This is a genomic window from Paracidovorax konjaci, assembly GCF_900112675.1.
GTDB classification, from domain to species: domain Bacteria; phylum Pseudomonadota; class Gammaproteobacteria; order Burkholderiales; family Burkholderiaceae_C; genus Paracidovorax; species Paracidovorax konjaci.
This window is the reverse complement of the sequence record NZ_FOMQ01000030.1, coordinates 1-14887: the sequence shown is the minus strand read 5'-3', so window position 1 is coordinate 14887 and position 14887 is coordinate 1. Positions and strand designations below refer to the sequence as shown.

Annotated in this window: 6 protein-coding genes; all 6 read left to right on the top strand. The window is 61.0% G+C overall.

Annotated elements, in window-relative coordinates:
- Positions 1-92: 92 nt before the first annotated feature.
- Positions 93-422 carry a hypothetical protein gene (locus tag BM144_RS22370; RefSeq protein WP_245783772.1) on the top strand — a complete coding sequence of 110 codons (330 nt, stop codon included), beginning with the start codon at positions 93-95 and terminating at the stop codon, positions 420-422.
- A 2-nt stretch (positions 423-424) separates the two neighbouring features.
- Positions 425-5533, top strand: a complete 5109-nt coding sequence (locus tag BM144_RS22365; RefSeq protein ID WP_092957939.1) for a DNA methyltransferase family protein — start codon at positions 425-427, stop codon at positions 5531-5533.
- Positions 5534-5555: 22 nt separating this feature from the next.
- On the top strand, positions 5556-6107 hold the full coding sequence (locus tag BM144_RS22360) for a non-canonical purine NTP pyrophosphatase (RefSeq protein WP_092957942.1): 552 nt from the start codon (positions 5556-5558) through the stop codon (positions 6105-6107).
- Entirely contained in the window at positions 6104-6967 is an 864-nt protein-coding gene (locus tag BM144_RS22355) for an SIR2 family protein (protein ID WP_092957936.1), read from the top strand. The genes BM144_RS22360 and BM144_RS22355 overlap by 4 nt, the downstream gene beginning before the upstream one ends.
- A 28-nt stretch (positions 6968-6995) precedes the next feature.
- Positions 6996-13397 (top strand): DEAD/DEAH box helicase, encoded by a 6402-nt coding sequence (locus BM144_RS22350; protein ID WP_092957933.1) that lies wholly within the window; start codon positions 6996-6998, stop codon positions 13395-13397.
- Positions 13398-13401: 4 nt separating this feature from the next.
- Positions 13402-14887: type II toxin-antitoxin system RelE family toxin (locus BM144_RS22345; RefSeq protein ID WP_139225816.1), on the top strand; the 1486-nt coding region annotated here is incomplete at its 3' end.

Here is a 14887-nt window from a genome sequence, read left to right as displayed (position 1 = left end):
AACGTCGCATCGATATTCATGTCGCGCTGCTTTCTCTGGCTTGCTGCGTCATTTGCATTCGCCATCTCGCACCGTTTTGTTAGCCGCTCTTAATGCAGCAAGCACTACCCGCCGCCGTGCAGCGCATGCACCAGCACATGCTGGAGCGCCAGCAAGCCTTTGCTGCCCAGCTCAACCAGCGCCTGCAAGGCACGTTGGCGGAACTGGAGCGCCTGCAAGGCCGCCAAGTCGAACAGCTTCAGCTGGACCTGGCGAAGCAGCTCGAGACCGTAAAGCGCGGCCGCTTTGAGCAGCGCAGCCAGCAAATCAACCGAGTCTTCGACGACTACCGCCAGTGGGTGCGCGACACCCTCACCACCGAGCCGCAGCCCTGGATTCAGGTGCTCGCCGGGGTCTGCCACCCACACGCTGCCGGAGCCTGACCATGCCTGTCCTGGAAGCCGTTCAAACCTTCGCCGGCATCACCAACGAGAACGAGTTCTACAGCCACCACTACCTGGCTGAGGTCTTCAAGAACGACGTCAAAGAGCGCCTGGACGCCTGGGACGCCGCCGAGGCCGAGCACGTGGGCGACGACGCCCACCGCGCCCCACCCAAGCGCCTGCAGTCCTGGGCCCAGCGCTGGTTCGCGCTGCGCGGCCAGGTCCAACGCGCACATGAGCCCAACGAGCGCTGGCACGCTTTCACCCAAATGCAGTCTGGCTTGCTGCAGGCGCTCGGTTACCCGGCTGCACCCAAGGAGCTGACGACCGAAGAGTTCGTCCCCGGCTCTCCGCTGCCGGTCTGGCGGGTTCAGGGCCAGCGCCTGGCCATCATCCCGGCCTACCAGCCGGGCGCTGAAGGTGAAGACCTGCTGGACCACCAGCTGCTGTCCTTCCACTACGGCAATGGCAGCGTGCCCAAAGACTTGGCCGGTGAAACCTGGGCCGACCTGCTGTCTGATGCCGTCTTTGGCGCCGACCAGCCGCCGCGTTACGTGTTGCTGCTTGGCCTGGACGACTGGCTGCTGCTCGACCGCTACAAGTGGCCCAACAACCGTGCCCTTCGCTTCAGCTGGGCCGACATCCTCGACCGCAAAGACGCCGACACGCTCAAGGCCTGTGCGGTGTTGCTGCACAAGGATTGCCTGGCTCCTGGCGAAGGCAGCAGCCTGCTGGAGCGGCTGGATGAGCGAGCCCATGCCAATGCCTTCAGCGTCAGCGAGAGCTTGAAGTACGCACTGCGTGAGGCCATCGAGCTGCTGGGCAACGAAGCCGCTCGCCAGCTGGACGAGCAGGCCAGCGGCAGCAAGAAGAGCATTTACACAGGCCAGTACAAGCTTGACGCTGCGCAGCTCAGCCTGGAGAGCCTGCGCATGGTCTACCGGCTGCTCTTCATGTTCTACATCGAGGCGCGGCCCGAGCTGGGTTACGTGCCAATTCAGAAAAGCGAGGTCTACCTGCGGGGTTACAGCCTGGAGAGCCTGCGCGACCTGGAGCTGCAACCCCTGCCCACGCCGCAGTCCCGCGAGGGCAAATACTTCGACATCACCCTGCGGCGCCTGTTCAAGCTCGTGTCCCAGGGTTACGGCATGGGCACCCAGACCGGCTTGCACGAGAACACCCCAGGTGCCAAGGACACCTTCGCCCTTGCCCCGCTCGACAGCCGCCTGTTCGACGACAGCGCCATGCCCCTGCTCAGCAAGGTGCAGTTCCACAACGAGGTCTGGCAGCGGGTCATCCGCCTGCTCTCGCTCAGCAAGGGTCAGGGCAAGGGCCGTCGCAGCGGCCGGGTCAGTTACCAGCTGCTGTCCATCAACCAGCTGGGTGCCGTGTACGAGGCCCTGCTCAGTTACCGGGGCTTCTTTGCTGAGGAAGACCTCTACGAGGTCAAGCCCGCTCCGAAGAAGGCCCGCGCGGCAGTCGATGACGATGGCGACGAAGGCAGTGATGCCGAAGACGACAATAGCACCAAGTCCCGCGCCAAAGACAGCGATGCCGACCTGCTGGAGAACGCCTGGTTCGTCCCCCGCAGCCGCATCGATGAGTACAAGGACGACGAGAAGGTCTACGACCTCACCGAGGCCGGCCACCGCAAGCTGCGCATGCACCCCAAGGGCAGCTTCATCTACCGCCTGGCCGGGCGGGACCGGCAAAAGAGCGCCAGCTATTACACCCCGCAAGTGCTCACGCAGTGCCTGGTGAAGTACGCGCTCAAGGAGCTGCTGGCCCCCGAGAACGGCCGCGTCCAGGAGGCCGACGACATCCTCACCCTCACGGTGTGCGAGCCCGCCATGGGCAGCGCGGCCTTCTTGAACGAGGCCGTTAATCAGTTGGCCGACGCCTACCTGGAGCGCAAGCAGCAGGAGGAAGGCAAGCGCATCCCCCACGACGAGTACCCGCAGGAGCTGCAAAAGGTCCGCATGGTGCTGGCCGACCGCAATGTCTTCGGCGTGGACTTGAACCCGGTCGCCGTGGAGCTGGCCGAGGTCTCGCTGTGGCTGAACGCAATTTACGGCGAGCCCACCGAGGACAAGGACGGCAACCCGCTGCCGCTCAAGCCGGCCCGTGTGCCCTGGTTCGGCTACCAGCTCTTCGCTGGCAACAGCCTTATCGGCGCACGTCGCCAGGTGTTCCGCGCCACCAGCGTCATCAAGGGCGCCAAGCCTGCCTGGCATGAAGAACCACCACGTAAGGTCACGCTGGCCGAGCCGCGACAACCAGACGAAATCTGGCACTTCCTGCTGCCCGACCCAGGCATGGCCGACTATGGCGACAAGGACGCCAAAAAGCTCTACCCCGACGATTTCGAGCGGCTGAAGAAGTGGCGCAAGGCCTTCAACGCACCGCTGGAACAGCACGAGGTGGCCCGCCTACAGCAGCTCAGCAGCAAGGTTGACGAGCTCTGGGAGGAACACACCGAGGCGCTGGCGCGTGACCGCGCCAAGACGGAGGACCCGCTCGACATCTGGCCGCATCGCAAAGAGCAGGATGGTGAGGCATCACCGCTGTCACGCGCCCAGAAGGAGGACGTTCGCAAGCAAGGCCTGCTAAACGAGGACGGCGACCTCGCCACGCCCTTCCGCCGGCTGAAGCTGGTGATGGACTACTGGTGCGCGCTGTGGTTCTGGCCCATCACAGAGAGCGAGCGCCTACCGAGTCGCGAGGCTTGGTGGATGGAGGTCGGGGCCATCCTGGAAGGCAATGTGGTGGACCTCGCACCGCAGGGCTCGCTGGGCCTCCTGCCCGCCAGAGCTGAGCCTCAGCTGCTCGTGCCCGAAGTGCAGCCCACCTTTGCGGGATTCGAGGTGCAGCTCAAGCTGCAGCAGTCGGCTGAGCGACCCAACCTACACGACCGGTTTGGGCAGTTGCGCATCAAGAGGCTGCGCGAACACTTCCCGCGTGTTGCGGTGGTGGAGGGCATCTCTTCGCGGCGGCGCTTCATGCACTGGGAGCTGTGCTTCGCTGATGTGTTGATTCGGCGCGGCGATTTCGACCTCATCCTCGGAAACCCGCCTTGGCTAAAGGTGGAATGGAATGAAGCTGGAGTGCTGGGAGAGTTCAATCCGATGTTTGCCGTCAGAGGATTCGGTGCAACAGAACTGGCTAAGGCGCGCGAATTGGCTTTTGCGAGCTACTCCACTCTTCAGTCAGCATGGACTGATGAACTCCAAGAGACCAAGGGCATTCAGGGCTTCTTGAATGCCGTGCAAAATTATCCACTACTTCGCGGAATACCATCAAACCTATACAAGTGCTTTTTGCCTCTCGGTTGGGAAATGTCCAGCGCCCAAGGAATTTCTGCGTTCATACATGAGGAAGGGGTTTATGACGATAGTGGCGGCGGACGCCTTCGCGAGCACGTCTATATTCGACTCAGATACCACCTGCAGTTTATAAATCATTTCAAGTTATTTCCGATAGGGCACACTCGAAAATTTAGCTTGAATGTATACGGAGCAGAGAAAACGGGTGCATCCTTCGCCAGCATCTCAAATCTTTTTGTTCCTAGCACTATTGAGAACTGTTTTAACCACGACGGCAGTGGCCTACCTGGTGGAATAAAGACCGACTCTAGCGAGTGGAATTTGGCCGGGCATCTAGACCGTGTCGTGTGGGTAGATGAGCTGGCACTTGCCTCGTTTGCCGCCCTCTACGATGAGCCTGGCACTCCACCACGCCAAGCAAGGCTTCCAGCAATACATGCGGGGGCGCTTGCGAAGGTGCTCGGCAAGCTTGCCAACTGGTCTCGTCGTCTTTCCGATTTGGGTGAGAATATTTTCTCGACGGAGATGTGGAACGAGACCGGGCAGCGCGACGATGGAACCTTGGCTCGACGCCAGGAAGGCCATCATGATTTCCCGGGGCGGTGCGAGGACTGGATTATTTCCGGTCCACATTTTTTTCTCGCCAACCCTTTTAATAAGACGCCAAGGCGAGTTTGTACTGAAAAAGGGCACTACGACAACCTGGACCTTGACGCCCTTCCCGACGACTACATTCCGCGAAGCAACTATTTGCCGATGGCGGATAAAGTTGAGTACCGAAGAAGAATGCCGCGCGTACGTTGGACGGAGTCCGGAGAATCAAGCGGCCGGCCTGTGGTTGATTTCTATCGGTTGGTTAATAGGGAAATGATTGGCTCGGCATCGGAGCGAACGCTAACGACGGCATTGGTCCCGCCTGGGCCGGCTCAGATTCATACTGTACTTGCAACCGCTTTTCGGGAGTCGGACGAGCTCATTTCATTCTTGGCAATGACGATGTCGGTGGTGGCTGACTTTCGCGTAAAGAGCACTGGCTCTGGACATGCGAACATTTCACTAATGGGGCAGCTGCCAACAATATCGCCAACAGTTTCGGCGGCCGAGAAGGCAGGCCTGCAGGCCCGAGCGCTGGTCATGAATTGCTTAACTGCCCACTATGTCCAGATTTGGGGTGATGTATACGAAATTGAATTTTCGGAGCAGCGTTGGAGCCAGCCTGACAACCCGCGTCTGCCTCAAGACTTCTGGGTAAACCTCACCAGCACTTGGACCCGCCACTGCGCGCTACGCAGCGACTACGCCCGCCGTATGGCACTGGTGGAAATTGACGTCCTAGTGGCCCAGGCCCTTGGCTTGACGCTGGACGAATTGCTGCTCATCTACCGCGTTCAGTTCCCGGTCATGCAGGGCTACGAGCGCGATACCTGGTACGACATCAACGGCCGCATCGTCTTCACCAACAGCAAGGGCCTCATCGGAGTTGGCCTGCCTCGCAAAGGCGGCAGCAAGACGCCCAAGACCCGCATCCAGACACCGGATGGCAAGACGCGCGACGGCAATCTCGGTTGGGACGACCTATGGGCCTATGCCGACACGCCAGAGGGCGGCCAGCCCAAGGCTCCCGACGGTACCGTCATCACCCAATGGGTCGCCGACGACACCCTGCCCGGAGGCCCTCGCACCGTGGAGCGCCGCTACATCGCCCCCTTCGCTCGCGCCAACCGCGAGGACGACTACCGCATCGCATGGGCCTTCTTTGAGGCAGAGCGCGAAGGGCGCCTGCAATGAATTGCTGCTGCAGGGCTGCGCCATGAAGCTCATCTTCATGTCCAAGAACCAGCACAAGCACGCTGAGGCGGCTGCAATCCTTGCGCCGCGCGGCGTTGAGGTCATCGCAGACCACACCGAGATTCAGGAGCTGCAAACCGTCGATACCGACGCGCTAGTTCGGGATAAAGCCATGCGGGCGTTCCAGAAGCTAGGGCGGCCACTTTTCGTCGAACACACGGGCCTGTACCTGGACTTGCTGAACGGTTTTCCGGGAGGGCTGACTCAAATCTTCTGGGACACCCTGCGCAAGGAGAAGTTCTCGGACCTCTTCAACGACAAGGATAGGCCCGTGCTTGCCAAGACCTACATCGGCTATGTCGATGGGCGCCGGGTCCATGTGTTCCATGGCGAGATAGAGGGGCGCATCGTGACGCCGCCACGTATCGACCACGGATTCCAGTGGGACTGCATCTTTCAGCCCCTCGGATATCAGCAGACGTTCAGCGAAATGGGTGCGTTCAAGAACGAGATATCCATGAGGCGTAGGGCACTGGAGGCGCTCCGAGACCATCTGGACGGGGAGGTCGCATGAGCAACGTTCCGCCAGAGCTCGCGCGCAAGCTCGCCAACGGACAGGTCATCCTGTTTGTGGGTGCCGGCGTGTCCATGTCGCTGAAGCTCCCTTCCTACTCCGCATTGATTCGGGAGATAGGAGGCCACCTCGGCTTTGATGGCGCCATCTTTGAAGGCTTCGGCGACTACCTGACCTTGGCGGAGTACTACCACCTTCAGAAAAAGGGGCTGCAGGAGCTGCAGCGCCACCTGCAAGCGAACTGGAACGTACCCGAGCGTGAAGTAGCCGCTTCGCCGGTACATCGAGCGCTGGTGGAGCTCGGCTGCACGTCCATTTACACCACCAACTTCGAAAGCTTCCTTGAGCGCGCTCATCGTGCAATGGCCCGGCCCTACAAACGCATCCTGAGCGTCAAGGACATGGTGGACGTGCACCATGAAGCCGTTCAAATCATCAAGCTTCATGGGGACCTGACCGTGCCGTCCGGAATGGTGTTCACTGAGTCCAGCTACTTCGAGCGTTTGTCGTTCGAATCACCGCTGGACGTGAAGTTGCGAGCGGATGCGCTGGGCAAGTCGCTTCTCTTCATCGGCTACAGCCTCTCGGATATCAATATCCGGTACCTGATGTATCGGCTCCAAATGCAGTGGGAGCAAGAGCCCGAGCAAGGTGTTCGGCCCAAGTCCTATGTTTTCCTGACCAGGCCCAATGCGGTGCAGGCTGAAGTACTGCGCTCGCGCGGCGTCGAAGCCATCGTCGGCGATGGTGCAGACCCAACAGCATCGCTTGCAAGCTTTTTGAATCAGCTCCGAACCGATGCCAACGGACTGGGGAAGGAACTGCCATCGGGCAAGACGAAGCGGAAGAAATCAACATGAAAAGTACATCGCATAGTACGACAGCCTGATGCTTCCATCCCTGCTCGCACGTGATATTCAGACGGGACTCAAGCAGTTTCTGATTTCCGCCTTTGAGCCTGCAGACGCGTTCACGCATGGGCTGATGACACGGTTCGTGGAGGACGAGGATGCCTGGTTGAAGGGACCCTACGTCCAGGTCGGGCTACCGTTTAGTGTGGGTGGTGCTGGACGTACCTTTTTTCCGGGATTTGAGACGACTTTCCCCGGCTTCAGCCACCAAGAGCGCGCATGGCAGCGCCTGTCGAGCCAGCGGCAAGGGCTCAGTACGCTGGTTGCCACCGGGACCGGCAGTGGCAAGACGGAGTGCTTCCTGTATCCCGTGCTGGACCACTGCGCGCGGGCCAAGGCAGGCAAGGAAGCCGGGGTCAAGGCGTTGGTCATCTATCCAATGAATGCATTGGCGTCGGACCAGGCACGCCGAATCGCAGAGCTTGTCGCTTCGACTCCAGCCTTTGCGGGTTTGCGTGTGGGCCTCTATGTGGGCGGCCAGGCATCGGCGCCTGGCGAGGGAGCGTTGATGACTGCGACGTCAGTCATTACCGACCGGGAGACCTTGCGCAAGCACCCGCCAGACATCTTGTTGACCAACTACAAGATGCTGGACTACCTCATGCTGCGCCCCAAGGACAGGCAGCTCTGGGCACAGAACACACCGACCACGCTGCGCTACGTCGTTGTCGATGAGCTGCACACCTTCGACGGCGCACAAGGTACCGACTTGGCCCTGCTGCTGCGCCGCCTGAGGGCGCGCCTGAAGACGCCGGACCAACACCTCATTTGTGCCGGTACCTCTGCGACGCTTGGGGGCGCCTCGGATACCACGCCGCTGCGCGACTATGCGCGTCAGGTTTTCGGGGTGTCGTTTGACGAGCAATCGGTCGTGACCGAAAACCGGCAGACTGTCGGCACCTTCCTGGAAGACGCGCCGGTGAACTTCATGTTCGCCTTCCGCGTGGAGCTCGCCGCGCAGTTGGATGCAGCCCTTTACGCGGCGCCCGAGCAGGCAGTTCAGGCCTGGTTCAGACTGTTCTTCCCTGGTGAGGTGCAGCCCTCGAATGTAAGCGACCCAGCGTGGCGACAGGTGCTGGGTGCACTGCTGAAACAGCACCAGCTGTTCGTGAACCTGCTCAAGCTGGCAAAGGGTGGCGCGGTCAGCTACCAGGAGCTGACGGAGGCATTTGCCCGTCACATGCCTGCCGCTAGCCAAACCCAGGTGCGCCAGGTGCTCGACGCGTTGTTGGTGCTGGTGGCTTGGGCGCTTCGTGAGAATCGGCAGCCGTTGGTTACCTTGCGCATGCAGCTTTGGGTGCGTGAACTACGCCGGATGGTCGGCAGGCTCAGCGTTTCGCCGGAGGGCACACGACTGCGCAGTGAGCGCGACCTGCCCGGCGAGCGCGATGGCGTGTACTTGCCGATGATTCAGTGCAATCAATGCCGCACAACGGGTTGGCTGTCGCGCCTGGTTCAAGGCAGCAGCAAGGTGTCGACCCAGCTCGATGAGATTTACAACACCTGGTTCTCCCGCCGGCCCGAAGCTACTCGGCTCTATGCCGCCGAGAGCATTCAACGCAGTCACGTGGAAGGTGTTTCGGAGCGGGTATGTGTGGCTTGCGGCACGTTGCAGCAGGCGCAAGACGCTTGCCTGGCATGTGGACATCAGGAGCTGCTGAATGTGTTCCGAGTCATTGCACAGAAGTCGCAGAACCGAGGCCAGGCGCAGTTCACCTTGCATGACAACGCCTGCCCTGCATGCGGCGAGACGGAGTCTCTGCTGCTGCTGGGTGCGCGGAACGCCACGCTGGGTTCGCAGGTGGTCGAGAGTAGCTGGGCCAGCGTGTTCAACGACGACAAGAAGCTCATTGCCTTTTCCGACTCGGTGCAGGACGCAGCGCACCGTGCCGGCTTCTTTGGGGCGCGTACCTGGCTGAACAACGTGCGGACTGCGTTGGCTCACGTGCTGGACGAGCTGAATCAGCCGGTGATGAGGTGGTCGACCTTTCTGGACGAGGTCGAGCAGCGCTTCAGCACGCCAGGTTCGGTGCTTCACTTGTCGCCAGAAGAACTGGTCTCGGAGTTCATCGCGCCAAACATGACCTGGCAGCATGACTGGTGGGTGGAGTTGCCGAAGCACTTGCAGCTGCCTGCCCACAGCAAGCTGCCAGCCAAGGTCAAGAAGCGCGTCCTATGGCAGGTCTACACGGAGTTCACGTACCAAAGCCAGCGCGGCCGGACCCTGGAGCGGATTGGCAAGGCCGTACTCTGCGTACCCTGGCATGCAGTGGACGAGCTTGCTGATGAGTTGCTGCCGACCTACCAAGAGCAATTCGGCGCCAAGGGGTTGGAGCAGCGAACGGTTGCCCGCTGGCTCTGGGGCTTCCTGATGCATTTGCGCCGGCGTGGCGCGGTCATGCATGCGGAGCTCAGCAGCTATGCCGGGGATGGGAACGTGTATGCACTTCGGGAGACGGGCGGGCGTCGCGAGTGGCTGCCGTCTATGGGCCAGAGTACGCCTCGTCCGGTCTTCCTCACGCTGGGGACTCAGCGTGATTTCGACAAGCTGCGAAATCAGAGGCGTGCGACGTGGTTTGACCGCTGGGCCCATGCTGCACTGGGTGGTCAAACGCTGCTCGGCAAGGGTATGGCCGCCGACATGTATGTCGAAGCGCTGCAGGCGATGCTTGCGCGGGGAATGGTCGTCAAGACGCAGCATCATCAGGGTGACACCTGGTCTTTGAATCCTGAGTCGCTGGAACTCCACACCGAGCTTGCGTTCATCGCGACAGAGGGAAGCAAGCGCCGCATGACGGTGCCACGTAGCTATGCGGAGCGGCTGTTGGGAATGCCGTGCCTGGATGCGCCAGAGTTCCACTACGAGGTGTTGGTCTGCGACGCCGCCGGTTGGTGGGCGCAGCGCTTCAGCCGTGGTGACTTGCGTCGCGTGATTTCGGCCGAGCACACGGGCCTGTTGGAGCGTCCCATCAGGGAGGCGCTGGAAAGTCGTTTCAAAAGTAAGCAGCCCAGGCCCTGGTTCGAAAACCTGCTGTCGGCGACGCCCACGCTCGAGATGGGCGTTGACATCGGCGACCTGTCGTCGGTGCTCTTGTGCTCGGTGCCACCTAATCAGGCAAGCTTTCTACAGCGTGTGGGCCGAGCCGGTCGCCGGGATGGCAATGCGATGACCACGACGCTGGCCGACGGCAACAGTCCGCACGACCTCTACTTCTTCGCCGAGACCCAGGAGATGCTGGAGGGTGAGGTTGCGCCGCCAGGCATCTTCCTGCAGGCTGCCGAGGTGCTGCGCCGCCAGCTGTTTGCCTTCTGCATGGACGGCTGGGTGGCGAGCCTCAGCAATGCCAATGCCTTGCCTGAAAAAACCTCGCAGGCACTCGATGCGTTGGAGCAAGCCAAGCCTGACCGCTTCCCCCAGGTCTTCTGCGACTTTGTGGTTCAGCACGAGGACCAACTGTTCCAGGGCTTCTGCAAGATGCTGGCAGGTGACATCGACGATGTGGTGCGAGGCCGACTGTTGGATTTCATGCAGGGGCAAGGTGAGGTCGATGGCTTGCGCATTCGGCTGATGAAGTCGTTGAAGGAGCTCGTGGACGAGCGCCAGAGCTACAAGAAGCGCAAGGACGAGCTCGACAAGGCGAAAGCCCGCGTGCTGCAGAAACCACAGGATGACGCAACCAAGGAAGAGCTGAGCAACCTGCTGCGCGAGCGTGACAAGCTGTTGGAGCTCATCAAGGAAATCAACGGGCGTGACCTGCTGAATACCTTGACCGACGCTGGCTTGATTCCTAACTATGCGTTCCCGGAGTCGGGCGTCGAGCTGAAGTCGGTGCTATGGCGCAAGCGAGGCAATGACGAACCGGGCCAAGGCGCCTATGTCACCCTCAACACGCTCAAGTACGAGCGACCAGCGCAATCTGCCCTGTCGGAGTTCGCGCCGGAGAACCGTTTCTATGCGAACCAGCGTCGCGTAGAGGTGGACCAGGTCAACATGGGTCTGGCCAGCGCGGATGATTGGCGCTTCTGTCCCTCATGCCATCACATGCAAAACCTGACGCTGGAGGCTGATGTGCACATGGCCTGCCCGCGCTGTGGTGATGCGATGTGGTCGGATTCAGCCCAGCGTCGCACCCTGCTGCGCTTCAAGCAAGCTATCGCTAACAGCAACGATGCTGAGGTTCGCATTGACGATAGCGCGGACGACCGAGAGCCAAAGTACTACGTACGGCAGCTGATGGCGGACTTCCAGCCGCAGAACGTGCGTGAGGCTTGGCAAATCAACACGGGAGAGCTGCCCTTTGGCTTCGAGTTCATCTCGCGTGTCACCTTCCGTGACGTCAACTTCGGCGAGCTGAGCAAACCAGGGGAGTCTTTCAAGGTCGCTGACAAAGAGTCGGGCCGCCCTGGCTTCCGACTCTGCCGGCATTGCGGCAAGGTGCAGAAGGCGCCTAAGCGGAACGGCGAAGCGGCGGAGCAGAACCACAGCTTCGACTGTCCCAAGCACGGCAACGACGACCCAGCCAACATCCTCGAATGCCTGTACCTGTACCGGGAGTTCGAATCGGAGGCCCTGCGCATCCTCGTGCCGTACACGAAGAACGGCGTTGATGAACGAGTCGTGCAGTCCTTTATGGCAGCCGTTCAGCTGGGACTGAAGAAGCGCTTCGGCGGCAAGGTCGACCACCTGAGGATGGTGCTGCAGGACGAGCCCGGCAAGAACGGGGGGCCTCGCCGGCATTACGTGATGTTGTTCGACTCGGTGCCTGGTGGAACGGGCTACTTGCACCAGTTGCTCGCCCACGACGCGAGCACTTTGGGTGATGTGCTGACCATGGCCTTGCAAGCTGTAACGGCGTGCCCGTGTAACCAGGACCCCGACAAGGACGGCTGTTACCGCTGCGTCTACCAGTACCGCCTGGGCAAGAACATGGAGCTGGTTTCGCGCGACAACGCGAATGCCGTGCTGACCGAGCTGGTTGGGTCGCTGGGTCAGCTCGTGCGGGTTAAGACCATCTCGGACATCTACATCAACCCCAACTTCGACTCGGTGCTCGAAGCGCGCTTCATCGAAAGCCTGAAGCGATTGGGCGGAGTGGGCAACATCCCACTGACCAAGCTGGTTCAGGACGTCGTGCACGGGAAGTCTGGCTACGTCCTGGAGGTGGGCGGGCACCGTTACAAGATTGAGCCGCAGCGCGACATTGGACCTGGCGATGGCGTTGCCGTCGCCAGCAAGCCTGATTTCGTCATCTGGCCGTGGTCAGCGTCCAGCGGTCGCCGGCCGATTGCCGTTTTCTGCGATGGATGGGCTCATCACAAGGACTCCATAGGAGCCGACGCGCTCAAGCGCAGCGCTCTCGTTATGAGTGGCAAGTTCTGGGTTTGGTCGGTTACCTACAACGATGTTGCTACTGCGCTCAAGGGTGACCTAAACACAGACCTGGATTCGCCGCTGGTGACGATGTCGCGACACAGCGGGGTCAATGCGCCGCCAGGAGTGCCCCGTGCGCAAGAGCAGGCCTTCACGCATCACGCTGTGGCAAGGCTACTCACACTGCTCGCGACCCCAGCTGATGGTGAGATGGTAGACAAGGCAGTAAAGCAGCTGCAGCGCAATGCTTTGTGGCTGGGCTTCTTGATGGTCCCGCACAACCCGCAGGAGCGCGGCGCCTGCGAAGAGACCTTGGGGCTATGGAGCCACCGGCTGCCGGACCATGCCAAAACTAGCGGCAAAGGGTTCGCACCGAGCGTCGCGAAGCCCGGCGGTCGGTGCCTGCAGTTCGGCGCGTGGCCGCTTGAGCTGGCAAAGGCCGGGATGGACGCTGTCGAGCATTGGACGGCACCTGGGGTGCTGGTCCTTGACGATGTGGCAGTCGAGAGCGAGGAGGAGTTGAACATGGCCTGGCGGCAGTGGCTGCACGTGTTCAACACGAGCCAAGCCCTGCCTGGCCTGTGGATGGTCACCTCGTCGGGACTAGATTCGGGCTCATTCCATGTCCTCAGTGGTGCGCTGCAAACGCAGCCGGCCGCATCTGCGCAGCCTGCCGGCTTAGGTGCCGCATGGAATGACGCACTCAAGCAGACGCTGAAGCCGCTTCAGGAAGGCCTGCGTGTCCTGGCCAAGGCCGGTGCCGACATCCCGGAGCCCGGCATGGAGTTGGCGGATTCGAACGGGAAGGTATTGGCCGACGCCGAACTCTGCTGGTTCGCTCAGAAGCTCGCTGTACTCCGTGACGACCAGGCAGACCTATTGGACGCTTGGATATCGCAAGGTTGGAAGGCGGTGGTTCTGGATGAAACCCTCTGCCATATTGAAGGCGCCGACTGGGCGGGAGCGGTTGCCCAACACCTCGGGCTGAGCCTGACAAACAAGGAGTGAATCGATGAGCCTCAAACCCAAGGTTGCGCTGAGCAACGATTTCCTCATTCAGCTGTCCAAGCTGCCCTCCAGCGTTCACACGAAAGTGATGAAGTGGGCGGTGAAGTTCCAGTCTGACCCGAGAAGCTCCGGCATCAACTACGAAAACATCAACGGCGCCAGGGACCCGAACCTGAAGTCGGTGCGCATCGATGGAGACTGGCGGGGCATCGTGTTCAAGCCGTCATCGGGTGAAGTCTATGTCCTGCTTTACGTCGACCACCACGACTCGGCCTACCGCTGGGCCGAGAACCGTAAGCTGGCCATCAACCCAGTAACCGGTGCGATGCAGCTGGTAAGCCTGGAGCAGCTGACTGAAACGGCCGAGGTGGAATCGGGCGCAGAAAGCGCTCATCAGGCTTCCGCAGCCCCGGCGCTGGCGCTGGCGCCGACGGCGGCACCGCTGTTTGCCGAGCTGCAGGACAGGGAGTTTATGAGCCTTGGTGTGCCCGAGGACCTGCTGCCCCTCGTGAAGGGCGTCCGCTCGGATGCTGAACTGGATGCTGTGCAGGCGCAACTCCCAGTGGAGGCCTATGAAGGCTTGTTCCTGGTGGCGGCTGGTGACACGGTCAGCCAAGTTTTGAATGCTCGGGAAACGCGCGTCGACAAGGTCGTGGACCCCGAAGATTTCGCGGCTGCGCTGGCCACACCGGAGTCTCAGTCACGCTTCGTCGTGGTCAGCGACGATGAGACATTGGCTGCGATTTTGAATGCGCCTCTGGCGCAGTGGCGGGTGTTCCTCCATCCGACTCAGCAGAGGCTCGCCGTAGGCGACCGCAGTGGCCCTGTCCGGGTACTTGGCGGCGCGGGAACCGGCAAAACTGTTCTGGCCATGCATCGGGCCAAGTGGTTGGCCGAGAACCGTACCAAGGACGGACAGAAGGTGCTGTTCACCACCTTCACTCGAAACCTGGCAGGTGACATCGAGCAGAACCTCAAAACGCTGTGTAGCGCCGCAACGCTCGAGAAGCTGGAGGTCCGAAATCTCGATGCATGGGTCAACACCTTCATGCGGAGTCGAAAGCTTGAGCAGCGAATCGTTTACGACCGGAAGCAGGAAGGAGCAGTGCAGGCCTGGCAGGCTGCGCTAGCCGTTCGCGACACGAGCCTGGACCTGCCAGACCACTTCTATGAGCAAGAGCTTGAGCAGGTCGTGCTTGCACTTGGAATCACCACGCTGGACGAGTACCGCACCGCGCGTCGCACGGGGCGCGGGGTGATTTTGAGTCGCTCTAAGCGCGATGCTGTGTGGCCGGTGTTCGAGGAGTACCGAGGGCAGCTTGCGTCGCGCAAGCTCAAGGAGGTCAACGACGCCTATCGTGAAGTCGCAGCTCTCTTGTCTGGGGAGGCTGACTTAGAGCGGCTAACAAAACGGTGCGAGATGGCGAATGCAAATGACGCAGCAAGCCAGAGAAAGCAGCGCGACATGAATATCGATGCGACGTTCGAAG

Excerpts from the sequence above, each read along its gene's own strand:
- BM144_RS22350 (WP_092957933.1), top strand. The coding sequence starts at position 6,996 with ATGCTTCCATCCCTGCTCGCACGTGATATTCAGACGGGACTCAAGCAG.
- BM144_RS22355 (WP_092957936.1), top strand. The coding sequence starts at position 6,104 with ATGAGCAACGTTCCGCCAGAGCTCGCGCGCAAGCTCGCCAACGGACAG.
- BM144_RS22360 (WP_092957942.1), top strand. The coding sequence starts at position 5,556 with ATGAAGCTCATCTTCATGTCCAAGAACCAGCACAAGCACGCTGAGGCG.
- BM144_RS22365 (WP_092957939.1), top strand. The coding sequence starts at position 425 with ATGCCTGTCCTGGAAGCCGTTCAAACCTTCGCCGGCATCACCAACGAG.
- BM144_RS22370 (WP_245783772.1), top strand. The coding sequence starts at position 93 with ATGCAGCAAGCACTACCCGCCGCCGTGCAGCGCATGCACCAGCACATG.